Here is a 24370-nt window from a genome sequence, read left to right on the forward strand (position 1 = left end):
TGGACGCTCGTGAGCCATAACGTCCTGCTCAGCATGCAATAAGGGTACCAATTGAGACAACATACTTCCGGAAGTGAAGACAACTAGTCTTTCTCACTCTCCACAACCGTGTACTGTAAACCCAAGGTCGGCCGATTTGATTGGAGAACCACAGACCGCTTTGTCCGCACATGAGACATCGAGTAATTTTCAACGAATGACGGCTCTGCGGACAAAGCGGCCATTAGTTGCACCGCTGCACAGGACCTTGGAAAGAGTACTTTAAAGTTGAATAGTCACGTTTTTCTATCGACTGTTGTGCCTGGCATTTTTTCCAAGGCTGAAAAATTGACGGGCTTTGGCCAATATCGCGAGCGAACGTGCGTGAGAATTTGCAAACCCATCGCTAGAGAATTGAGCGTTCGAAGACAAACCGAATGACACGAGCCTTCGGCTGTAACAAGATGATGGTGGAGGTGTAAGTTATGGCGGATGTTTTCGATCGCATTGCAGATTGGCTGCAAAAGCTGGCCTTTTTTGATGCTGATCTTGGTGGACTAGTCGAGCAGTTAAGTAACAGGCTGATCGATGGTGGCGTGCCGGTCACGCGTGTTTCCTTGGGCCGCCTGATGATGCACCCTGTAATTGGATTGCTCGATGCAACGTGGGATGCATCGAACCATCGTATTGAATGGACTGTTCTTCCACGCAGCTCAGTAACGGCTGATCTCTTCGACAAAGCACCCTTCGGAGAGAATTCGAAATTGGCCAATGAGATTGCGAAACAGCACTTTAATGAGGAAGTTTGGGACTTGGCGGATGGACTTGCGAACGGCACAATCAAGTTTCCTTTCATGCGAGCAAATCTGACAGACCAAGCGACCCGTAACAAATTTCCGCTTTTCCGAAAACTCGCTGAAGCAGGTGTCACCGACTATGTCGTATGCAGTGCACCATTCGGCAATCGTACCGTTGTCTTTGACGGAGATATGGAGTGGGCTTTGGGCGCGTCGGTGTCTTTTGCTACAAAGCGTCGTTCTGGCTTCACAGACCGTGAGGTAGATGGTCTGTCGCGGCTATCTTTACCTTTGCTTGGTGCAGCGCGTGTATTGTCGGAGCAGTTCTTGGCAGCTGAGTTGATGGAGGTCTATCTAGGCAAGTTGTCCGGTCGATCCGTACTGAACGGTCAAATAGCCCGGGGAGATGTCAGCATAATTGACTGCGCTGCTCTCTTGTTCAGCGATATGCGCGGCTCTACGGCTTTGAGCCAGCGCTTGTCGTCGGAAAAATATGTCGCGACGGTCAACCAATTCTTCGATTGTGTCGGTGGGGCGGTACACGATCACGGCGGAGAGGTTCTTAAATTCGTTGGCGATGGATTGCTTGCGATCTTTCCTTTTGATGGTCAACGAAGACTACCCGAAGACATGTGCGAAGCTGCCCTGTCCGCGGCGCGTGAAGCGTTCCAAAGGAATGAAGAACTTGATCCATTAGACCGTGCTGAATTTGGGGTTGGTTTGCACACTGGGGCGGCTGTCTACGGGAATGTTGGTACTGAAAAGCGCTTGGACTTTACGGTAACTGGCCCATCAGTCGCGATAGCCAGCAGGTTAGAGGGCCTGACGCGAAAACTGGAGGTGCGGCTTTTAGCAACAGGCGATTTTGTGAACTTGGTATCTGAAGAGCCGAAAAAATTGGGGCGGCATTCTTTGCGGGGTTTTGAGGAAGACTTAGAGGTTTTTTCTTACGAAATTTTCACATAACGCTCAATTGCATTAGGCGATTGGCAATCATTCGTTTAGGCGCTGGTGCTGGAATTAAACCGGTCAGCTTTGGGTTCAAGGCAGTCATCTGAGTCTTTTCGTCAGATGACGGCTTAGGAACGGATAGCGGTCATTGCTGGTGGTCATTCCGAGAAAATTCGCCTGTAGGTCTGCATTGAACGGCAGCGGACGTTCGCTGAAATCTGCTGAACGGCTGAGTTTCGGACAAAGCCGCCTAATGCTCATCGCTTTCCGATTACCGGTCTCACACCGAAGCGGACCTTCATTTCGAGCTATACATCCTCCGAGATGCGTACGAAGCGAACATTGTTCAAGGCGACTAGCGCACAGTATCTGTCATCCGTCGTTTGCGACTACTAAACTGTCCTACCCGAGATTAATTCGCAGTCGTATGACAACCTCTGGCCCAAACACAAAGGGCTAGACACCAGATCTGAAGCGTGGCTGGATTGCTTAGAGATTGTCTAGTCGGACGGAGATCCCCAAAATGAAAAGAAGTGCAAACAAGCTGTTAGCGACTTCCGCTATTGCTATCGCTCTTTTGGCCTCCGGTGCGGCGCTTACTGCGTCCACGCAATCAGCAAGCGCGGAGGCTGGTTATTTCTGGGATGAAACCGTTGAATCTTTAGACAGAAGCCCATGGATATTTGAAGGCACAAGTGTTTTTGGCGAATTAGCACGAGTTCCACCGTCAGATTGGGTACGTACTTTGGAAAAAGCGGCATACCCAACTGAGCTTGAGACATTTGTTTTCACAGCTAGCAATAATGAAGAACAGAACATCAACGACTGGTTGTCTTATAGAGAAAGATATTCACCCCAAACAAATGCAATGAATAGGCCAACGTTCCAACAGCGTACAGCTCAGGTGATGTTCCCGTCGTTTGCATGACGGTAATGGCAAGCAAGCAATTATAGGTTCCAAGTGCCACTGTGTCCAAGCCAAGCGACAACCTGTTATCGGCCCCCGTGTCGCGACTGGCTTCCAGCAAGTAGTAAATGAGAAATCCTAGGAGCGAATAACCGAACAGCGAGTTTTCCCATTTCCCATTTGCAGCCAAATCGGCCGACAATTCACCGATTTTTGGCAGTAAGAAAAGGAAAGCATAGCCAAGTCCGATCCCAGATGAAAAATCAGAAAGCCAGCCTGCTAGGGCGGGGAATCTCCGGTAAAAAGATACGCAGAAGACGTGAACAGTGCCGATGACTGCAATCGATGTTATCGCGAGGTATGTCGACGCGTCGAACACGGCTAAGATCCAATGATCACATTACAATTTGTATGAGACACCCCTTGGGAGCAAAAGCACAACCCAAAAAGTGAAGAAGGTGCGGTTTGAATAGAACACTCAACGACGGTTTTCTTCTTAACTTCCGGCATTGATGCAAGGTGCAGAAATTTGAACTTAGGGCTCGGTGCAGACTTTCGCAGAATTTTCGCTAATGACCGCTCTGCGGACAAAGCTTCCGTGCTCTGCGGTGGCTCCAAGGTCCGCTCTGCTCACGCAAGTCAGCCTGGAGCAACTTTGACCAGTAGTTTCTGTGCCTCTCCCCATTGCCTCGGCGATTGCCCATACATGCGCCTGAACTCGCGACTGAATTGGGACGGGCTGACATATCCAACGTCCATTGCGGCTTCGTTTACAGGCATCCCGCCCGCGATCTTCATGGCGGCGTTGTTGAGGCGCATCGACTTAACAAACTGGATTGGTGCCATCGTCGTGACCTGCTTGAATTTGCGATGGAAGACGGCCCGGCTCATGCCCGCTCGGCTTGCCATATCGTCAATCGAGATCGGCGCATCTAGGTGTGATGACACGTGCGCAATGGAACGTGCGATGGCGTTGCCAGCACCGAATGCCTGCCGGGCGAAGGTGCCCGCTTCTCCCTTCAGGATCGAATAGAGCAGCTCACGCAATCGCGCCTCGCCGAGAACCGCTGTATCCGTCTCGCTGTCTCCGAGCCGCAGTAGCCGCAACAGCGCTTCCGTGAACCCATCGTCCCATCGCGCGAGCCTAATTCCCGGCTCCCAAAGTGCTCCTTTGACCGAACGCAGAACGCCCCCGGCATTTTCCATCTCAATCGCCAACTCGGCCATAACACGTAGCTCCAGTGAGATCATAATCCCGTAGAGAGGGTTGTCATGCGAGGCCAATGGCGTCCCCGCTTTGACCGGCATCGACATTGGGCAGCAGAGATATTGACTGTTGTCGTATTCGTATCTCCGGCCATCCAAAACGGCTTCCTTCACCCCACTCACGATGGCCACAACGCAGGGTTCATAAACGGCTGGAACGCAGGGGATTGATTGCGTGGCGCGAAATAGCCGTACACCCTTGATGCCCGTCTCGGTCAGGCCGTCTGTTTCAGTTCGGTCTGCGATGATTTGCTTGATCTGATCCTTACTCATAAGAGCGATTTAAAGGCTCCAGATTGATGCTGACAACTACCTTGATACAATCGGGCAAGTATTTGTGATAATCTCGCCTGTTTCCGCCTTCTGGCGAGAGTTATCTGCATTTCTAGGCCGGAACACAATTCACTCAGCCCCCGCGCCAACGCAGATAGGAGACAAATGATGCCAGATATCACATTCGGACCTAAAGGTTGGATGCCCGAGCGCCTCGGCGACTTGTCTGGCAAGACCTTTCTCATCACGGGTGCCAACGCCGGTGCCGGGTTCCAGGCCGCGCGGATGCTTCTTAAGAAGAACGCTAAGGTCGTGATGTTGAACCGCTCAGTTGAGAAGTCTCAGGCGGCTGTTGCGGACCTGAAAAGTGAGTTCGGCAGCGAAGCCGAAGTGAGCTTCATTCGTATGGATCTGGCCTCGCTAGCAAACGTACGCGAAGCTGCGGACCAGGTTCTGAATTCCGTTACCCGGATCGATGCGCTCATCTGCAATGCGGCCATCGCACAGGTGCCAACCCGCAAGCTGACAGAAGATGGGTTCGAGAGCCAGCTTGGCACCAACCATTACGGTCATTTCCTACTCTGTGGTCTTCTTTTTGAACGGATCGAAGCCTCAAAAGGCCGCATCGTTGTCGTGGCAAGTCTTGGCTACAACATGGGCCTGAAAACGATCAAGTTCGACGACATGAACTGGGAAGAGGGTTACGGGCCGAACACCGCATACTCACAAAGCAAGCTGGCGCAAATGATGTTCGCTTATGAATTACAGGACCTGCTTGCCGTTGCTGGGCGCACCGAGGTCGAAGTTTATGTCTGCCATCCCGGCTCGTCGGCAACGTCACTGATCAGTACGAGCGGCAGCCGGACGATGCGGTTCATCTGGTGGCTGATGACCAAGACACCGATGGTTCAAACGGCCGAGCAAGGGTCCTATCCCGAAGTTATGTGCGCCACCGAAGAGACTTTGACCGATCAACGCGCACTCTACGGACCAACGGGCCGCCTTGAAGCCGTTGGCCCGGTCGGCAAAGGTACATTGCACCCGCACGCGTATGACAAAACCGTCATGACAAGGCTTTGGGAAGTGACTGAACAAGAAACAGGCTTCAAGTGGAAGATTTGATCCAACGGGTCTCGTGCGGCTGGTGATGCTTCACCCACACTCGGACATTCGAGCACCGTGCAGCACTTAGTAGAAGGGGCTCGAAGCGGAATATTAACGGGAGATTCCGAAAGTCTGCTTGGGAGCGGCGAGCGGACGATCCCGCCCGCCTAAAAGGTTAAAGATCGATGCGTTCGGCAATACTAAGCGCGTCTTCAAGCTCGACGCCAAGGTAACGCACCGTACTATCCACTTTGCTGTGACCAAGCAGAAGTTGAACGGCACGTAGGTTTCCGGTCTTTCTGTATATCAAAGCTGCTTTGGTGCGCCTAAGCGAATGCGTGCCGTAGCTGGACGGATCGAGACCAATCGCTGACACCCATTCCCGGACAAGCCTAGCGTATTGCCGGGTCGAAAGATGCGGCAAAGCAAGCATACGACTTGGAAACAGATACCGTTGTCCATGCATGTATAGAGAAGAGACCCATTGCGACACGACTTCACGTGTATTCTCCGTCACTTCAAATTGCACTGGCTTCGCAGTTTTACGTTGAACAACGGATACCCGATCGCGAACAGAATTGCCGACGGCGAGATCGTTAACCTTCAGGCGGACGAGATCGCACCCGCGCAACTTGCTATCGATGGCAAGATTGAACAATGCTAGGTCTCTCAGCTTGTTTGCAAGTTCGAGCCGAGCGCGAATGGCCCAGACTTGCTTTGACTGCAATGGCCGCTTCTGTCCGACTAGTCTGCCTTTGTTCCAAGGCGGACGGCGCGTTGTGACAACGGGAAGTAGAGATTTGGACATCTTATATCTCCGTCCATTCCCTTCTGTCCCAAACATCGACACTGTGCCGACAGCTGCAGTCTAATTGCCGCTCGCGTGTCTTCAGCACAGGAAATTCTCAGGTTTCAGGAACTGCCACCGCTGATCTTCTTACCCATCACATCCGCTGCCTGCCGCAACGGGTCATCTGCGAGATGCGCGTAGCGTTGCGTGGTAGACGGGTTCGTGTGTCCAAGCAATCGACCAACTATAGGCAGACTCAGACCGCTGGAAACGAGATGCGACGCATGCGTATGCCGATTGTCGTGGATACGGTAGTCTTGAAGGCCTGCCGATGTGGTGACCGAGCTCCAAAATTTCTTCAGATCTTTGTACGGTTGGTCCGGAGAGCGTCCCGGAAACAACCAACGACTTTCAGGAGATGCCCCTGCTTTCATTGCCGCAAGCAAATCACAGGTTGCTGACGAAATCGGCAGGTGCTCTCGTCGCTTTTGCTTTGTGTGGTGCGACGGCTTTGTCCAGACCGCGCGGTCCAAATCGAAGTCTTCCCATTTCGCCTTCAGCACTTCGCCGATCCGTGCGCCTGTCAGGAGCTGCAGGCGAATAGCTTTCGCTGCAACCTGATTTGGATGCTCTGACAGAGCCACCAAAAGCACCGTCTGACAACCAGCGGTCCCGCTTTTCCTCGGGGAACTTTTCTATGCCGCGCGCCGGATTGTCAGAACGCTGACCCCAGCGCACAGACAGTTCAAACATTTTCGACATAAGCGCCAGAGTGCGATTGGCTTGATAGGGCGTATCACGCATTTGATTGCGAAGCTTCTGAACAGGCTGATGCGTCACTCCAATGACTTTAAGATCCCCAAGCTTGGGGAGAATGTATCTGTCCAGCATTGACCGATCATTCCGAACGCTACTGGGACGTTTCTTCGGTTCCGCATGTTCGGTCATGTATTGCGTGGCAAGTGAGTTCACCGTTGGTGAATGCCTTAGGCTTTGAGCATCGGCGACAGGATCTGCGCCACGTACCACGTCAGCAAGAAGCGCGCGTGCTATTTCGCGGGCGGCGCCCAAAGACAAGGTCGGCCCATATCGCCCAAGTGTCTTGCGTTTCGACCGACCGGTTTGTTTGTTGCGATATTGAACTAAGAAGCTTTTGACTCCGGTCGTTTTCACGCGAAGTCCAAAACCCGGCAGACCGTCGTCCCAATATATCGTGTCCCGGTTTGTTGCTGAAAGGCGATCGACACTTGATTTTGCTAATCCGACGTTGGGCATATTGGTCTCGGACGGCTTGGGTAAGCACAGGGTAAGCAAAGTGCGGAGAGTTGGGAATAGTCTTATAGAAACCTCTACACGCTAAAACTTGTTATTTAAAAGAATATACTGTCCAATCGAATTGGCTATAATGCTATCGAAAATGGGCTAATAAGACTTTTAATCAGTGGGTCGCAGGTTCGAATCCTGCACGGCTCATCACTTTTTCGAAAAAACACAAGCGTCGATTGGTTGCACAAAGGTGGCCATACGTTTTCACTTGGTTTCCGAAAGCAATACGGAAGCATAGTGACACCGATTAAACTGTACCCAAGGAACCACAGCGAGAACACCTTAGCAAAGGGCCTAGATTTCGAACTCTTCAAGGATCACCGCTTTGTCGCAAAAGCGATATCCTTTTGGGAAACGACCTCAGACACGAGAGCGATGCGGCCTGGCAAAGACCGAAGCCAAGGGTATGGGTAGTCCATATCGCTTTCACTGGGCAGCGGGAGCTTGGAAACTATCGGGACTATGGGTAGGCGCTTAGATGGAATAACTCGATTTTCGTACCCGTCTTGCGACAAACGACGGCCGAGTTGCGAGAGAACTGCAAATGTGCCAAGTTTTCCGAGTAAGGTTTTACCGACAAGGAAGCTACGTTCTTTAGCGGGCACGACAGACCAGCTAATGGTCAAAAAGCTTTAGGTGTCTGTTAGCGAAGCAAGACGGCAGTTTTGAAACTTCGGATTGTTACTCTGTTTTAGACTGGAATTCCATTGTGTTAAAAGAATTCTCCAAGCAAGTATTGCAGATTTCTCCGAAGATACCGCTTTTTATCCTCGATCGGCTAATTAGAGAATCGCAGCCAACCGAGAAACGCGCAAAAGTCGTATTTTCGGCCCTGACAAAGGCTGGGCCACTCGCCAACGGAAAGGTTTCGGCATTCGAGTTTCTTCCGACGTTCTGTGACACTTTGCGAAGGAATGGGTTCGCAACCGAATGGGCGTCAAATGTTGCTGAATTGGAAGCGTCTCTGAGCGATGAAGTACCGGTTTTTCTGGTCCACCTATTTGGTGAAGACCATAGTGATATTTTCAGTGCGAAGGTGCTGGATCTCGAAAAGAAAGCCGTCGCGACATTCAATACCGCCGAGGCTGGTCAGTTGTTGGCGGACAAGCTGGCGTCGCACAAGGCATTTGTGGATGCTGGTATCCCGGTTCCGACGCTCAGGGAAACCGGGGGCTTCGTCAGAAGTCGTTTCGGGACGGCCTTACCGACCGAGATTCAAGAGGGAACCGAGGCATTACCTGCTGAGGATGAACGGCGGATATTTACTGACTTCATTGACACGCGGATCGAGTACGACGGCCGACTGTTCTACACGACCGTCAGAATCGTTTGCATCGACGACACGATCCTTCATTCATATCCAAGGGCCCGCGACGCGAAGGAAGAGAACCCTAGTGTGCATGCCAAAGATACCCCCCTTGAACCCGCTTTGGTCGAATACCTGAACGACGTTCTGGTCGTCCCAAATGCTGAGGCATTCGAAGGCATAGCGCGGAACCTACACCATGTTCTTGGCCACGGTTTTTTCGCGCATGACTTGGTAATCGATAACGTTTCAGGTGAAATCTTTGTTTGCGAAGGTGGATTTAAGTTCGACGACCCTTCCTACTGGCGGCATATGAAGCGCATTTCCTCTGATTTACCCAGTCAAGCTGTCCTGTTTCCAATTCAAAACTTTGCAAAACATTCGTCGGAAACATTTTGTCGACGCTGCCTGTCCATTCTTGAAGAAACTCAGGTCAAAGCGGCGTCGGCAGCAGGCCTAGGGTCCAATTGACAGAGCAGACAGACGCGGAGCGCACCGAGCCATTGATCACGAGGCGAGTGACGCATGGTTCGGATGGTTTTGAGCAAGCACACCACAAATCCGGCGGTACTTTTGACTATTCTTTGGACAATCCTTTGGAATGCGCCGTCTTCAATCAGCCACTGAATGCTCAGATAAATCGAATCGTTTATGTGAATCACGATTCCAGTTTATCCTTTGATCAAGTGCTTGTGAGCAAAGCGCGTTGGTTTGCGCAAGGCCCAGTCTGACTAAAGTCTGCCACTTGCTATCCACTGGCGCAAAGATCGAACTGTTAGTTGTTTTATTGGTTGTATGTAAATGATCATTGTCGATACCCTTCTCAAGAACCGTGCTGCCGAGAATAACCCAGTCCGGATCGGTGTATTTGGCGCCGGGTTCATGGGGCGCGGTCTGGTCAATCAGGTTGTGCGATATACCCCCGGAATGCATGTCGGCGTCTTGTGTAACCGCACTGTTTCCGCCGCGCGGCAGGCATTGCTGGATGCCGGCGTTCCCCCCAATGATATCGTCGAAGCTGAAACTGTCGCTGCCGCTGACATAGCTGTCGAACAGGGCAAGTTCGTGATCACCGCAGACCCTTTGGTGGCCTGTGCGATGTCACAGGTCGATGTGTTGATCGAAGCAACTGGCCATGTGGAATACGGCGCTCGGGTCACGACAGCTGCTATTGAGAACAGCAAACACATGGTTCTGATGAATGCCGAGTTGGACAGCACGGTCGGGCCTCTGCTTAAGCAAATGGCAGATCAGGCGGGCGTTATTCTGACCGGATGTGATGGCGATCAGCCGGGCGTGCAGATCAACCTGCTGCGATTTGTTGAAAGCATCGGTCTGATCCCTCGGGTTTGCGGCAACATCAAGGGCTTGCAGGATCGTTACCGCAATCCGACCACGCAGGAGGGTTTCGCCAAGCAATGGGGGCAAACCCCGCACATGGTCACCTCGTTCGCGGATGGCACCAAGATCAGCTTCGAGCAGGCAATTGTGGCCAATGCGACCGGGTTCAAAGTGGCCCAACGCGGTATGATCGGGATTGAGCACAAAGGTCATGTGGACGAGTTGACCGGGGCCTATGATCTTGACCAGATCCGCGCATTGGGCGGGATCGTTGAGTATGTGGTCGGTAGTCAGCCCAGCCCCGGCGTGTACGTCTTTGCCGAGGCGCAGGACGATATGCAGCGCCACTATCTGAACTATGGCAAACTGGGGCAGAACGACCTTTACAGCTTTTATGTGCCTTACCACCTGACGATTTTTGAGGTACCGTTGTCCGCCGCGCGTGTGGCTTTGGCCCAGGATACCGTGATTGCGCCTATCGCCGGTCCGGTCGTGGATGTAATCACCTGTGCCAAGATCGACCTGAAAGCCGGGGCCAAACTGGATGGTCTGGGCGGATACATGACCTATGGCATGTGCGAAAACTATGACGTGGTGCGGTCGCAGAGCCTGCTACCGATTGGTCTGGCCGAGAACGCAACGCTAAAGCGCGATATCTCGAAAGATGCCGTCTTGACATATGACGATGTCGATCTACCAACCGATAGCCTCACGGTTAAACTGCGCCAGCAACAAGACGAAATGTTCCCTGTTACCAGTCCTTAACTTTAAAGAGAAAACTCTCGTGAAAACTGCTCAAGATGTTGTTTCTGCTGATTTAGACTATATCGCCCGCAAGATCGGGCCCGAGTTTCAGGCCATGTCGGGTCAAAATCTCTTGATCCTCGGAGGCGCAGGGTTTCTGGGATTTTACCTTGTCCAATCCGTCCTGCATTGGAACAAGCTGTCCGGCCGTAGGCCGATCTCGTTGACCGTTTTCGACAATTATGTCCGGGGCGTTCCCGATTGGCTGAAAGCGATCGAAGGTGATGCCAACCTGACCTTGGCCACGCATGACATCACGAACCCCCTGCCGGATGATATGGGCGATTATGACTATATCATCCACGCGGCCTCGATCGCGTCACCGATCTACTATCGCCAACACCCGCTCGAGACGATGGACGCGAATGTTGGCGGCCTGAGGTATATGTTGGAATATGCTTTGAGCCAGGCTCAAAAGGGCAAACCGATCAAAGGGTTCCTGTTCTACTCAACCTCCGAGATTTATGGCGATCCGACCCCCGAAAACATTCCCACACCCGAGACGTATCGGGGCAATGTGTCCTGCACCGGCCCACGCGCCTGTTACGACGAATCCAAGCGGTATGGAGAAACGCTGTGCGTCGTGTTCGCGCAACAGCACGACCTGCCGATCACGATCGCGCGGCCTTTCAACAATTATGGACCGGGGCTTAAGATCTCGGACCGGCGGGTTTTGCCGGATTTCGCCCGCGATATCTTTGCGGGGCGCGATATCGTAATGCTCAGCGATGGCGCGCCAACCCGGACGTTTTGCTACGTCGCCGATGCGGTCTGTGGCTATTACAAGATCATGCTGAACGGAAAACCGGGTGAAGCCTATAATATCGGGATCGAAGAACCTGAGATTTCGATGGCCAATCTGGCCGAGCGTGTCACCGCGATTGCCAAGGATGAATTCGGGTATTCCGGCAAGGTCGTGTTTCAGGTCTCGGACGACAAGGACTATCTGGTCGACAACCCAAACCGCCGGTGCCCGGTGATCGCCAAGGCCCGCGCCGAAATCGGATATGACCCCGAGATTGGCGTGGATGAGGGCCTGCGGCGTGCGCTGCTCTGGTACAGCGGCAATCAAGAGGCGGAGGATAAGTGATGCGCGTCTCGGTTATCGGAACAGGGTATGTTGGGCTGGTTTCAGGCGCTTGTCTTGCGGGTAAAGGGCACGATGTGGTTTGCGTGGACACAGTTCAGCAAAAAATCGACCAGATCAACGCCTGTACCCCGCCCATACACGAAGACGGACTGGCCGAGCTGTTGCGCGAAACTGTTGGCAAGACCTTGCGCGGAACAACAGACCTGCGCGAAGCGGTGCTCAACTCAGACATTTCACTGATCGCGGTTGGAACGCCGTTCGACGGCAGTGAAATTGACCTCAAATACATCCGCGACGTGTCCCGTCAGATTGGCGAGGTGTTAAAAGACAAAGACGCCTACCATGTCGTGGTGGTCAAAAGCACGGTGGTGCCCGGCACGACGGATACGGTGGTCACGCCCATTCTTGAGGAAGCCTCTGGCAAAAAAGCAGGCCAGGATTTCGGCACCGGTATGAACCCCGAGTTTCTGAAAGAGGGTGAAGCGATTGCCGATTTCATGCATCCCGACCGGATCGTGATCGGCGGCAATGACAGTCGCGCAATCGCCGTGATGGATGAGCTTTATTCGGTTTTCCCCGGCGTCGACATTGTGCGGACAAACCCGGCGACAGCGGAAATGATCAAATATACAGCCAACTCTCTGTTGGCGACGTTGATTTCCTTCTCGAATGAAATCGGAAATCTCTGTGCCAAGGTCGGTGTCGACGTTGTCGAAGCGATGGAGGGGATGCATCTGGACAAGCGGTTCACGCCGATCCTGCCGGAAAACGCGGAAAGGGTCTGGCCGGGGTTCATAACCTATCTGGCGGCGGGTTGCGGCTTTGGCGGAAGTTGCTTTCCAAAGGATGTAAAAGCGTTGATTGCCTATGGCGAAAACGCAGGTGCACCTATGCCTCTGCTGAATGCGGTGATCCAGACGAACACCAAACAGCCGCATCAGATGATGGACCGGCTCAGATCGCATATCCCGGCTTTGGCCGGGCGGCACGTCACTGTTCTGGGCGTGGCCTTCAAGCCGGGTACGGATGATATCCGCGAAAGCCCTGCTTTGACCATTATCAGCGAGTTGTTGGCGGATGAGGCTGTTGTGACCGCTTATGATCCAATTGCTCGGCATGAAGCCGAAGCATTATTCGGGGACAGGATTACCTATGAGGACGATCTGAAACAGGCTCTAAATGGGGCAGATGCAGTCATGATCGTCACGCGTTGGCCCGAGTTTTCCGAGCTTCCCATGCTGTTGAACGGTCAAACGGTACAGCCTTTGGTGATCGACGGGCGCCGGATGATACCCAAGGACAGCGTTTCTCGGTACGAAGGTATCGGTCTGCAGCCTGCGGTGTCCTAACCAACGGCAGTGGAAGGGAAAGGGGACAACGATGATCTTTCAGGAAACGCCTCTGTCCGGTGCCTATCTGATCGAGTTGGAGCGGCGCGGCGATGATCGCGGCTTCTTTGCCCGGACGTTCTGCGCCCAAGAGTTCGCAGCGCAGGATCTTGTGACCAATTTCGTGCAGGGGAACATGAGCCTCAGCCGTGACGCAGGGACTTTGCGTGGTCTGCATTTCCAACACGCCCCGGCGCAAGAGACCAAGCTGATCCGATGCGTTGCGGGCGCGTTGTTCGATGTAATTGTTGATATTCGCCCCGGTTCCAAGACCTATCTGCAGAGTTTCAGCGCTGAATTGAGCGCACAGAACGGACTTGCCATGTATGTGCCCAAGGGCTTTGCACACGGCTTTCAAACGCTGCAGCCAGACTCAGTCGCCAGTTACATGGTAGACGAGTATTACTCGCCGCAAGATGAGGGCGGGTTTCGGTACGACGACCCCGCCTTACGAATAACGTGGCCGCATGAAGTGACTGAGATTTCAGCCAAGGACACAAGCTGGCCGCTGATCGAAAACGACTGATACGCGGAGTGTTTTCTCAGGCGAACGCGATTCCTGAAAGCGATCAATCGAATCGGTTTTCAAGCGATAGTTTCCAAAAAGTTAACAATCAGTTTCCATTCGAGGAGTGGACACAATTTTGCCACAATGTCATTCTTCTCGTGTGGGCGGCAAGTTTGATTTTAGCACGTTCTGGTTTTTTGACTGGTTTTGAGGGGGTACTGAGTGCGACCTGCCGCCCCACGACTTCACCACAGAAATGGGATGGATCAAGTGGCCGCCAAGGCATTCGGACCCAGTGTCTGTTCCTGTTGCGTTGCACCTAGTTTCCCCGCGATATCTGAAAGGTGCTGACGACGTTTTAGCATACCGTCGGGCTCGGGCAGGTTAAGATGGTCCAACACTTGCGCCCAACGATGCATCCAGTCGTGTTTTTGCAGGCCGTGCGCAAAATTGATCCTGCGAATCCGATCCTGTTCGGCGGGATCATCCCAAAGGGCCACGATCCTTTCCAAGGCTTCATCGGGGTTTTCGGGCAATCTGATGACCGAGTCGGGCCAGTCGAAGAACCGATGATAGTCCTCCATATCCGGGGCGTATCCGACCTGAATGGCGCCGCCTGCAAAGCCCTCAATGTGTCGCGGGCCCCAGGCGATATTGCCTGCTTTTTGATCTGCATGGCCCAGCTTGGCGATATCCACCATGAACAGCTTTGAGTGCTGAATCAGATTCGCCAGCAAATCGCGATGCACCGTATGATCGCCGGTGATCGGGGGTTTGGTGGCAGAATCGTAGATGTAAAAGCCCTGTCTCTGCTTGATCGCGGCAAGCAGGTTCTGGTGCAATTCAGCGCGGCGTCTGCCCATGGAATACATGTCGACCGGCCGATCGACGTTCAGGGAGTCGGGCGCGAACCGGACCATATCCGCAGCGGCGGGCATCTGGATGACGGGGGTGTTGGTCAGATCCTGAATCATGCCGCAAGTTTCGGCAAAGGCGCAGGCGATAAGGTCGAATTGCGAGAGGGACTTGATCAACGGAGTGTATAGATCGATATCGCCGCTCCAAACCTCTTCCAGTACACAGACTGCCGTGTCGCATTGGTCGCGCCAGTTCGGTACCGCATCCAGTACCAATAGCTCATCAGGTCTTTGCACATTGCAAAGAAAAAGATCGTAATCCTTGGTCAAGCGAGATTGCGGCACACCAGAGGGCCAGTGCTGGAAAAGGTCCGTCCGTTTGGACAACCATCGCTTGGGATTCAACGGAATGCGAGGTTGTCTGGTACGGGTCGGTGTCAGAACCTGAGCGTCCTCGATCTCGGCAACGACATCCTCGAACTCATAGCCCGAGCACCGAGAGATATTTGCGTTGAGTTTGCGTTGCGAGAATATCAATACCTCGCGTCGCACCGGTGCGGAAACTGCGGAACTGGTCACACTTTTACTCCTTACACACAACGCACACCTGGACCTGATCCAAGCTTAACGCCTTGTCGCAACGCCTTTCTGACAGACGGTCTATGCCCGGCCCGAATGGCGGTTTGTGTCACAGGGACTTGTATCGCACCCAATCGCCGGGATTGCCGCCTCGGCCTATTCCGGGGCGGTGTTTTCCGTTGCCATCTTCTTTGGCCTGGGGCGCGTTGCCGTTCGCGTTTTCCCAGGTTGCCCAGGGCCGGTTGCCGCTTTTCCACATATCTTCAAGGCGACGTTTGTCGGCAAGGTGATCCATGCAATACCAAAAGCCGGAATGGCGATAGGCCATCAGTTGGCCCAATTCCATCAGCTTGGGCAGAGGGCCTTCTTCCCACATGATTTCGTCGCCATTGACGTCCGCCACTGCGTCGAACACCTCGGGTTCCAGTACGAAAAACCCGCCATTGATCCAGTCAGCGGCCGTTTCGGGTTTTTCCATGAAGCCTTCGACCAAACCATCTTCGCGGACCTGCAAATGGCCGAACGTCGTAAGGGGTCGTACCATGGTGATCGTGGCCAGCTTGCCATGTGACCTGTGGAAGGCCAGCAACGCATCAAGGTCGACGTTGGACACGCCGTCGCCATAGGTCAGCATGAAAGTTTCGTTGCCCAGATAAGGCTGCAGTCGGGCAAGGCGCCCGCCGGTCATGGTATTGGTCCCAGTATCAATAAGATCAACCGTCCAGGGCGGCATCTGCGCGTCCAGCACACTGTTGTGATATTCGGGCTCGCCGAACAATTCGCGTTTGGCGAAATCCACTCGGAGGTTTCCGTCGTGCTGGCATAGATCGGATATATACTGCTTGATCAGATCGCCCATATACCCAAGGGCCAAGACAAAATCGTGATGCCCATAGGTCGAGTAGTGCTGCATGATATGCCAAAGGATCGGCCGGTTGGCGATTTCAACCAGAGGCTTGGGGCGGATGCGGGTTTCTTCGATCAGGCGGGATCCTTTGCCACCTGCAAATATTGCTGTCTTCAATTGGGCCTCCCCAAAAGTTCCTAAGATTAGAAAAAGACTCGAATTTTCAATATTCAAAGTCGACAACACTTGGCGGGTTGCTGTCAATCTTCCCGCAAGATTAAAGCGCGATTGCAGAAGCAGTTTTCGGAAACATTGCGCAAAATATGCAATATTATTTCCATAACGGAAACGCGCCGAGTGAATTCTATTGTTGGGCTGAAGCTTGACCAGTGCGCACGGTTTTAACGATCAAGTTCATCTTGGTCGCATAAGCCACGAAAAACATCCAAGTGGCGGAAAGCCTCTCCAGAATAAAACTTTCAGTTATGTTGCCAAAGACGAACATCATCCCAAGAACTAGGGTGAAGGCGATCGAGTCGCGGTTCTGGATGAACCACAGGCTGTAGAAAATCGCGTAGAAGAACCGCATGAGCGCAAGAAAAAACAAAACAACGCCGACAAATCCGACATTCAGGAAAGTTTCAATCAGGCCATTGTGGGAATAGAAAGGCTGAAACGCCAGTTTGATGAAGTAAATGCGTAAGTACGGTGCGTCTTCGTACCAATGCGCGACATAGCCGTATCCCAGCCAAAACCTGTCCATCGCGTAAGGCCATACGATTTCCCACAGCGGAATACGGTCCGAAAGTGTTGGCTTGCGCCCGATCAGCGCGAACAAAGGCTCTGCGACAGTCGATGTCAGAACAAATGCAGTCACGCCCACCAAAAACAGCGAGATTAGTATGAAGCAGATGGCCCACATGATTTCGCGATTTGGGAAGAGGCCGCGTAAAAAAAGTGCAGACATCGTCACCACAGCCAGGATCTGAGAGGTTCTGGATTCTGATGCAATAAGCAGAAACAGGGATAGCAACGTTAGCAAAACAAACAGAGTTTTCAGTTTTCCCGTAAGTGTTTTCACTGCATAGGTGCAAGACAACAAGGCAGCTGTGGCCGCTGCCCCAAGCCCATTTTTGTGCATATAGATCCCATTCCAAGTGTCCCCCCACGGCGGGATACCCCTTGCTTGCGGGAACGCAATGATTGCCCCCATTGCCAGCACCATTGATAAGCCGAAAAATGTCGCAATGAATAAAAGCAACCCTCGCAGCGACATCATACTGCCCATGGCCAGGCCGAATGCGGTTGTTACGATTAGCGGAATGCTGCGTTCCAAAGACTCGTCGGGATAGGTGCTCCACGTCACTGATGCTGCAGCAAGGATCACAATCAACACGATCTCGGGTGATGCGACGGCCCCCCGGAGCAAATGCCGATAGTAGAGGCACGTGATTGCAAGCATCGGCGCCAGAGATAGGATTTCGATTTTATTCGCCAGCGAGTTTTGCCACAGCACGATGGACAAGAGCCCAGTTCCCGTCAGAACGATCAGAACCTGGCACACCATTAATACGACCTGATGGAATGTGCTCCCATCCAGGGTCTGGCTCGAAAATGTGCGGTATGTTGCTTTCATAGGGTCAAGGCACGATTCGGGGTTCGGACTAAAAGTGGCCTACAAGCTCCAATAGACGGCTCAGGCTGGGAAAGCGTACTAACCACCCCACGCCTTGTCTATCTTCGTGAACTCAATCGAAACGGGTCGGTCCCTAGAACGCTCGTTCAAGTCTGGTTCAGAGCCCACTTTGCCTGCTCGAGCCAGGGGGAAAGTTGACAGGTCAAAAGGAGGGCTCCATCCTTGCTGCAATTCCAGTGCAGTTGTTTATGAGTCGTGTAAGTGCCTGATCACGGCAGTTAGGTTCTAATGAGTTTCAAAGAGGCGACCACAGGGTGCCGGTCTCGATGACTTGGTTCTTTGTTCCCAGAATCCTGTCCGCAGTTTTTGTGGTGGCGATCCTAGTCGTAATTACCCGTGTTTTGGGGCCGGCAGATTTTGCCAGGTACAATCTGACAATGTTACTGGGGACTATTCTGTTCTCGTTTACGTTTCTCTGGCTGGTTATCGCGATCAGCCGATTCCACCATGCTAAGGAATTCGAAGGTACCACGATTGCAATGACCCTGGGCGCGGGCGCGATCTTGTCGGTCATGGTGTTGGTCGTTTCCGTAATTGCTTCCTTGATTTTGCCGGGAGCATGGGTGGACGGGCTGTTTTACGCTGCGATCTTCAGCGTCAGTCTGGCAATGCACGAAGTGGGAACAACGTGCCTTCGACTGTATCATGAAGGCCCGAAATTCGCTGCGGTCACCCTGCTGCGTCATGCGCTTGGCGTGGCCTTCGCGATCGGGCTTGTGCTAAGTGGCGGGGGGTACAAAAGCGCGGTGATCGGGATGTCACTGGGGGCTGCGCTGACGGGTGCCTATGCGCTGGGTATCGCGTTGAAGAAGTCTGGTATCGCCTGGCCACAGCTCAGCGCAATAAAAACCTACCTGTGGTTCGGTTTTCCGCTGGCCGTGGTTGCGTCAAGCTCAACGTTTTTCGCGATGTCGTCGCAATCTCTTTTGGCTGCGTTGGCCGGGTTAGAGGTTGCCGGATACTTCGCCGCTGCGCAGGCACTGGCTACACGAACCTTGGGGCTACTGATGAGCACCATAATGCGCGTTGTCGCGCCCTCTGTCTTTGAAATGCAGGAAAAGCATGGCACCGCAAGCTCGAACGCTTATCTGGAGCGTTACTTTTCGTTCTTGATGCTGGTGTCGATTCCCCTTGCTGCGGCGCTGATCTGCGCTCCTGAGGTATTGGCCAGTCTTCTGTTCGAGGCTGATTTTGTCGAGAATTCTTCAGAATACCTTCGGATTTTGACGCTTGGTTCGTTTATTTTCGGGCTTCAGGGTGCCTATATCAGCTTTTCTTTCACGCGGGCGAAACGGACGGGGTTGCAACTGACCATAACCTGCTGTGCCCTGATAGCGCATGTGATCCTGTCTTACTTAATCATCGAGCTCTTGGGCGCGCGAGGCGCCGCTCTTGCCTTTGCACTGAGCGCCCTCCTGAGTTTTATGGCCTATCAGTATTTCGGCCGCAAAATTGATCCGGTCACTGTGCCAGCGCCTGAAATCTACAAGGCGATCGCCGGGATCGTTGCCTTTGTTCCATTGGGGTTAGTGGCCAACTCGTCATCGGGCTTGCCGGTTCAACTTGGCTTGTTGACCCTTGCCGCAGTGGCGATGTTTGCCACTCTTGTGGCCGTAAAACAAACCGCCGCTCTTGTTGTCGTCGCAAAAATCAGGCGCGGGCTGAACATCGGCGAATTTCCCTCTTTGAAATAGCGTATTATTAACAGCTTCTTAACCAATGCCCGCAAAGCTCAATAATATTGGGTGGCACAATTTTGCCTAACGACGCTGCGTATTTTGGTTTTTTGTGCCGGATGAGTCGTTGTTCCAGAGATATGATGGTAATATGACACCAGCTTCAAAATTATGTGTCAAAGCATAACGAAAGGATTCACTGACCTATATTGGTGAGTGGATGCCCCAAAAAACGCACATTTGAGGCGCATGATAGGCAGAGTAAAATACGCGAAACACCAAGAGCAAGAGCTTAGAGAACAATGCTAGCAGTCTACTTACTGGCAGGTCCGTTGATCGCCGCAATGTGTTTTGTAGCATTTCTTATTTCCGGAACGACCATTGGATCAGCTGCGTTGACCAGCTTGTTCATCGGATGTTGTGCTCCGGTTCTGATCGCGGGTCTTAATTTTGCGTTCAACGTAAAGTTGCGTGAAAAATTCACGCGTAAAGTGCAGATGAAAACCGAAAACTCTTCTGGTCGCAATGCCTGACGGCGTATTGTACGATTAGCTAATCTGACTCTTCGAGCAAAAAAAATTCTACATCGTCCTGCGAACCGTCGGCGCACGGATTTTGCGGAAAATTCAGGCAGCTGAGCCTATCCGCTTTGTCAATTAATAACAAAAAAGTTGTTTCGCCTCGTCAGAAGTGCGATCATCTTGTGGGGCTACAATTCTGACCACGTTTTTTAGTGAGTCGGGAGAATATAATGGGTGGGTAAACGCGCAACCCTGCGCGTGACCTCGAATCTATTGAGCGAAAATTAGGTTTGCTGGAACGTCGTGAGCCATTTGGGTCCAGGCGTTTCTCGGGTGCATTTTGTTTGAAGAATGCTCCGTCGATGTGGCCGTTGTCCGAAAGTGCTAGTTTTGGGGGTTACCATGAACCAACTTCGAGGTTCTTTCCAATTAGAAGACGCTGAAATTTATCAAAATAATCAAGCTTCTGTGCAGCTTGAGAGTGACAAAGACAGTTTGAAGAGCTTTTATGCCGTAAAAGGGAAGCGCATTCTGGATGTTTTTCTGGTTGTGATTGGTGCCCCATTTGTCCTTCCGTTGATGGGTTTAATTGCCCTTATGATCAAGCTTGAGGGGGGGTCTGTCATCTACCGGCAAAAGCGCATTGGATTGGGTGGCAGGGAATTCGACTTTTTGAAGTTTCGCTCGATGGTGCCTAACGCCGATCAGCTTCTTCAGAAACATTTAGACGATAATCCTAACTTTGCGTCCGAATGGGAAACAAAGCAAAAGTTGGACGACGACCCAAGGGTGACGAAACTCGGGCGATTTATCCGCACGACCTCCTTGGATGAACTGCCTCAGCTATGGAATGTTTTGATTGGTGACATGAGCCTTGTTGGACCACGTCCAATGCTGCCTGAACAGCAGAAGATGTATCCCGGGAAGGAGTACAATCTGATGAAACCGGGCATTACCGGACTTTGGCAGGTTTCCGAACGCAACGACGTTGGATTCTCGCATCGCGCGATTTTTGACAGCGACTATTCGCGGAAGATCAGCCTTTGGTTTGACCTTAAGATACTGGTTCGAACCGTTGGGGCGGTTTGCAACGGTACCGGCTGCTGACTGCGGCGTGTCACGGTGTTTTTCGGTAAGAGATATTTTGAAATGAAACGCGACGAAAGAAACGGCGACTGCGGCGTGCAACGGGCTAAAGCCATTCGCTTGGTCTCCGGAGTGATATTGGGCTTGTCCCTTAGCCAGTTGGTGGCGACCACAGCAGCCGCAGATTTTGATCTTGAGCCGGGGGACGAAGTGACTGTCGCCTTCACCGGGCTCGAGGATCTGTCCTTTGACGCGACCATAGATGCGCATGGGGATGTCAATTTAAAATGGTTGGGACAGTTTCAAGCTCAGGGCAGGTCCACGGATGAACTTGAACAACTCGTCCGACTGGATGCGGCCGGAAAAATCGTCAAGCAATACGACCAGAACGGCGAGATCTACATTATCCAGCTGGACGGCGATGAGATTGAAATCGTGCGCAACGGCTACCGGCCGATTATTGTAGGGGGCGATGTTGCGCAAACCGGTCAAATCGATTTTCGGGTGGCAATAACCGCGCGCGAGGCCGTGGCTTTGGCCGGTGGTGTCCGAAGCCGCCTGCTGACTGACGATATCACCATTGATCCTATTCAATTGCTGCGATGGCAAACCGCTTACGGACAAGCAGCACTAAAACATGCAGAAGGTATTGTTACGGCGTGGCGTGCCTCGTCCGAGATTGCTCAGGACATGGACTTGCTGCCTCCGGTGGAAACTGCGGTTTCGGTATCACCTAAAGTTCTGAGTGAATTGGTGGCCGAGCAAATCAGAATCCGGAAAATCAACCAGGAAAATGAAGCCGGTGAGCGGGAATTTTTCACGAATGCAAAAAAACAGGCTTCTGAAAGAATTCGGATTCTCGAAGAGCAAAAGACCGAATTGGCCAAGGCGCTGAAGGCTGACGAAGAGGAAGAAGCAAGAGTCGTCAGCCTGGTCGACAAAGGTCTGGCTCCTGGGTCCCGTTTGGCTGATACGCGGCGTACGACCGTTCTTTCAGCGACCCGCCTTTTGGATGTCGAGGAAGACCTCGCGGGCACAAGTCTGATCATGACCCGGCTGATACGGGACCAAGAGCAATACGAACAAGAGCGATCGTTGCGGCTGCTTCAGGAACGAAGGGCGGCTACTTTGGATGTTCGCGACGCGCGGCATCAGATGGACACTATTTCGAAGTATCTTGCGGGCGCCTCGGATGAAATCGGTACTGAAAGCCTGATTATGGATATCGACTACACCGTTACCGTTTTTCGGATGGTAGATGGCCAGTTGCAATCCCGAGAGGTCGACAAGCTGACTCAGTTGCTGCCTGGGGATAGCCTTGAGATCTCGGTCCAGGAAATCGCGCCGGAGCCTCCGCTGACGGAGTGATCGCGTTCTCTTCCGGCCTTGTGCTGAACCGAAACTGGCTAAACTGTGTTTATCGGCAGGTCGCATTCAAACTCACGACGGCAGACGTTCTGCACGCTTGAAACCACCGGCTAACCCGGCTTAAGCCATTAGCGGATCGCCATATTTTCTAATTTGCTTCATATCCACGCGAGTTGCGACCAAGGCAGCCGGACGTACCCCTGCATTTTCCAGCTCACGCATTGCCTGCATAACATAGTTTCTGTCAGTCTTGTTCCAGCGCGTGAACAGAATGACACGCTGCGACACCTGAGAAAGATAGGCGGACTCCACGGCCTGCAAAAGTGGTGGCGTGTCCAACAGAATGACCTCGTATGAATCCGCCAACCCATGCAGTAGGTTCAGGAAAGTTTGAGAACACAGAAAATCCTCAACGGACTTGATCAGTTTGGTGTCCTTTTGCGTTCCGACAAGGGGAAGAACATCCAACCCGTCCTGTGGTGTTCCAACTATGAAATCCTGCAGAGATAACGGGTGGTTGGCAGCGTATTTCAGAGACTCTTCGGTGACTTGAGACAGGTCTCGATAAGTCGATGTTACTGTGTCGCAATCCACGATCAATGTTCGATACCCCGCCTGGGCACCGACAGCACCAAGCAGTAGAAGCGTAGAGGTCTTGCCTTCATCCGCCAGCGCGGTTGCGCCTGAAAAGATCATGCACCCGTTTTCCGGAGTACGATGGTTGCTTTTTATGTCCAGACTCTTCGAAAAAAACTCAGCAGCTTGAGACGTCGACAATTCCCCATCCTGGCGAAGTGTTCGTAAGCCAAAATCGGCGTTCGCCAAAAGTTTGCGCCCGTAGTGAAGAAGCTGGGAATCGATCTTACCGTTCTTTGTAAAAAATGTTTCGAACGGACGGTTCCGTTTCATTTCTGGCACAATCGCCGACAACTTGATGCCAGTGGTGTTTTCAAGTTCGTAAGTCGTTCTCAGGCGTTTTTGGAATAGTTCGCGAATAACAACATATGCCAACCCAAAGAAAACAACCACGAACATGACCATAAGCGCAGTAACGGAGCGCCGTGGTTCGGAAGGCTCAACGGGAACCCGCGCGGTTTCGATAATATGCGCGCCAGCGTCCAGGTACTCTCCTTGCTCTGCACGACGGCCAAGCTGAGAAACAAAATCCCGATAGATTGCTTCAGCGACCAAAATTTCGTTTTCAATTCTCTTGGTGACTGAATCGTGCTGAACTTGACGAACCTGTTGTTCCTTGAAGTTTTCGATAGTGAGATTCAATGCCGCAAGTTGCCCTTTCAGAACGTCAGATCTGCGTCCTGCAGCATTTTGGGCATCTTCGAGCACCGCAACGCTTTCCTTAGAGTCGAGGGCCTTGCCCGGAACTTGGGACATCAGCCCGGTCTCTGTCGCGAACTCGACCGCCTCAATCAGTTGATCATTGCTTTTCAGGAAACGCAGGGTCTTTAACTTCCCGTCGATCTCGAACAGTTCATCACCAACCAGAGCTGCTCGTTTTTCGGCCTTAATTCTCTGCGCCTTGATTGTCGCGTATTCGTCCGGAGTGAAGGGGGTATCAATCGAGTGCGCCTCGAGATCCGAGCTGAGCGTGTTCAGGTCCTCGCGTATTTGACCGATCCGGGTGGCAAGCCATTGCTGCGATTGCACAAGGTCGTCGCGCTTCATTCTGGTCAAAAGCGTCATATATTCACTGGCCAGACTGTTTGCGATTAACGCCGCTTTTTGCGGAGATTCCGAGGTTACCCGAATTTCGTAAACCGCCGAAAGATCGCCAATCTGTTCAACACTTCTTGAGTCTTGCAGGTTTTTTATGGTGGTTTCTCGCGTCAGGTCCAGTTCTGGCTGACCTTCACCGCCGGTCGCCAGCTCGTTGTCTTCTCCAACAAGGTAGG

Annotated in this window: 19 protein-coding genes and 1 pseudogene; 12 read left to right on the forward strand and 8 right to left on the reverse strand. The window is 52.5% G+C overall.

What is annotated here, in order from left to right; genetic code table 11:
* Positions 1–464 precede the first annotated feature (464 nt).
* Together ABWV79_RS14135 and ABWV79_RS14140 are read left to right on the forward strand one after the other, a co-directional pair.
* Positions 465–1742, forward strand: coding sequence for an adenylate/guanylate cyclase domain-containing protein (locus ABWV79_RS14135; protein ID WP_353392667.1), 1278 nt, complete (start codon positions 465–467; stop codon positions 1740–1742).
* Between the two features lie 508 nt (positions 1743–2250).
* Positions 2251–2655, forward strand: a complete 405-nt coding sequence (locus ABWV79_RS14140) for a hypothetical protein (protein ID WP_353392668.1) — start codon at positions 2251–2253, stop codon at positions 2653–2655.
* Between the two features lie 618 nt (positions 2656–3273).
* Here ABWV79_RS14140 and ABWV79_RS14145 read toward each other — a convergent pair.
* The gene (locus tag ABWV79_RS14145; protein WP_353392669.1) at positions 3274–4173 is read right to left on the reverse strand and encodes an AraC family transcriptional regulator; all 900 of its coding nucleotides are present in this window, start codon (positions 4171–4173) and stop codon (positions 3274–3276) included.
* 168 nt (positions 4174–4341) lie between these two features.
* Between ABWV79_RS14145 and ABWV79_RS14150 the strand changes: the two genes are divergently transcribed.
* Positions 4342–5295 carry an SDR family oxidoreductase gene (locus tag ABWV79_RS14150; RefSeq protein ID WP_353392670.1) on the forward strand — a complete coding sequence of 318 codons (954 nt, stop codon included), beginning with the start codon at positions 4342–4344 and terminating at the stop codon, positions 5293–5295.
* A 157-nt stretch (positions 5296–5452) separates the two neighbouring features.
* On the opposite strand, the gene ABWV79_RS14155 is transcribed toward ABWV79_RS14150, so the two are convergent.
* From ABWV79_RS14155 to ABWV79_RS14165, 3 genes and pseudogenes are all read right to left on the reverse strand, one after another.
* Complete coding sequence (locus ABWV79_RS14155) at positions 5453–6085, reverse strand: tyrosine-type recombinase/integrase (protein WP_353392671.1); 633 nt, start codon at positions 6083–6085, stop codon at positions 5453–5455.
* Between the two features lie 104 nt (positions 6086–6189).
* Positions 6190–6720 carry a site-specific integrase gene (locus ABWV79_RS14160; RefSeq protein WP_353392672.1) on the reverse strand — a complete coding sequence of 177 codons (531 nt, stop codon included), beginning with the start codon at positions 6718–6720 and terminating at the stop codon, positions 6190–6192.
* Between the two features lie 103 nt (positions 6721–6823).
* Positions 6824–7342 (reverse strand): annotated as a pseudogene (locus ABWV79_RS14165) (integrase arm-type DNA-binding domain-containing protein); the annotation flags it as partial.
* Between the two features lie 760 nt (positions 7343–8102).
* On the opposite strand from ABWV79_RS14165, the gene ABWV79_RS14170 reads away from it, so the two are divergent.
* The 5 genes from ABWV79_RS14170 (at position 8103) to rfbC (ending at position 13848) form a co-directional block, all read left to right on the forward strand.
* The gene (locus ABWV79_RS14170; RefSeq protein ID WP_353392673.1) at positions 8103–9170 is read left to right on the forward strand and encodes a hypothetical protein; all 1068 of its coding nucleotides are present in this window, start codon (positions 8103–8105) and stop codon (positions 9168–9170) included.
* 330 nt (positions 9171–9500) lie between these two features.
* Entirely contained in the window at positions 9501–10805 is a 1305-nt protein-coding gene (locus tag ABWV79_RS14175; protein WP_353392674.1) for an NAD(P)H-dependent oxidoreductase, read from the forward strand.
* A 19-nt stretch (positions 10806–10824) separates the two neighbouring features.
* Positions 10825–11934, forward strand: a complete 1110-nt coding sequence (locus ABWV79_RS14180; protein ID WP_353392675.1) for an NAD-dependent epimerase/dehydratase family protein — start codon at positions 10825–10827, stop codon at positions 11932–11934.
* A complete protein-coding gene (locus ABWV79_RS14185) occupies positions 11934–13283 on the forward strand; it encodes a UDP-glucose dehydrogenase family protein (protein WP_353392676.1) in 1350 nt (449 codons plus the stop codon). Before ABWV79_RS14180 ends, ABWV79_RS14185 begins: the two co-directional genes overlap by 1 nt.
* A 31-nt stretch (positions 13284–13314) precedes the next feature.
* Positions 13315–13848 carry a dTDP-4-dehydrorhamnose 3,5-epimerase gene (gene rfbC, locus ABWV79_RS14190; RefSeq protein WP_353392677.1) on the forward strand — a complete coding sequence of 178 codons (534 nt, stop codon included), beginning with the start codon at positions 13315–13317 and terminating at the stop codon, positions 13846–13848.
* 248 nt (positions 13849–14096) lie between these two features.
* On the opposite strand, the gene ABWV79_RS14195 is transcribed toward rfbC, so the two are convergent.
* The 3 genes from ABWV79_RS14195 to ABWV79_RS14205 form a co-directional block, all read right to left on the reverse strand.
* On the reverse strand, positions 14097–15266 hold the full coding sequence (locus ABWV79_RS14195; RefSeq protein WP_353392679.1) for a glycosyltransferase: 1170 nt from the start codon (positions 15264–15266) through the stop codon (positions 14097–14099).
* A 109-nt stretch (positions 15267–15375) separates the two neighbouring features.
* Positions 15376–16290, reverse strand: a complete 915-nt coding sequence (gene rfbF, locus ABWV79_RS14200) for a glucose-1-phosphate cytidylyltransferase (protein WP_353392680.1) — start codon at positions 16288–16290, stop codon at positions 15376–15378.
* A gap of 187 nt (positions 16291–16477) precedes the next feature.
* Positions 16478–17680, reverse strand: a complete 1203-nt coding sequence (locus tag ABWV79_RS14205; RefSeq protein ID WP_353392682.1) for an O-antigen ligase family protein — start codon at positions 17678–17680, stop codon at positions 16478–16480.
* Positions 17681–18075: 395 nt separating this feature from the next.
* Here ABWV79_RS14205 and ABWV79_RS14210 point away from each other — a divergent pair, with 395 nt between their 5' ends.
* From ABWV79_RS14210 to ABWV79_RS14225, 4 genes are all read left to right on the forward strand, one after another.
* Complete coding sequence (locus ABWV79_RS14210; protein ID WP_353392684.1) at positions 18076–19503, forward strand: oligosaccharide flippase family protein; 1428 nt, start codon at positions 18076–18078, stop codon at positions 19501–19503.
* Between the two features lie 284 nt (positions 19504–19787).
* Complete coding sequence (locus ABWV79_RS14215; protein ID WP_170746523.1) at positions 19788–20018, forward strand: hypothetical protein; 231 nt, start codon at positions 19788–19790, stop codon at positions 20016–20018.
* 390 nt (positions 20019–20408) lie between these two features.
* A complete protein-coding gene (locus ABWV79_RS14220) occupies positions 20409–21113 on the forward strand; it encodes a sugar transferase (RefSeq protein WP_353392686.1) in 705 nt (234 codons plus the stop codon).
* Positions 21114–21155: 42 nt separating this feature from the next.
* Positions 21156–22460, forward strand: a complete 1305-nt coding sequence (locus ABWV79_RS14225; RefSeq protein ID WP_353392688.1) for a polysaccharide biosynthesis/export family protein — start codon at positions 21156–21158, stop codon at positions 22458–22460.
* 120 nt (positions 22461–22580) lie between these two features.
* Here ABWV79_RS14225 and ABWV79_RS14230 read toward each other — a convergent pair whose 3' ends face one another.
* The gene (locus ABWV79_RS14230; RefSeq protein WP_353392903.1) at positions 22581–24143 is read right to left on the reverse strand and encodes an AAA family ATPase; all 1563 of its coding nucleotides are present in this window, start codon (positions 24141–24143) and stop codon (positions 22581–22583) included.
* Between the last annotated feature and the right edge of the window lie 227 nt (positions 24144–24370).

Source organism: Ruegeria sp. HU-ET01832 (assembly GCF_040371315.1).
Taxonomy (GTDB): domain Bacteria; phylum Pseudomonadota; class Alphaproteobacteria; order Rhodobacterales; family Rhodobacteraceae; genus Ruegeria; species Ruegeria lacuscaerulensis_A.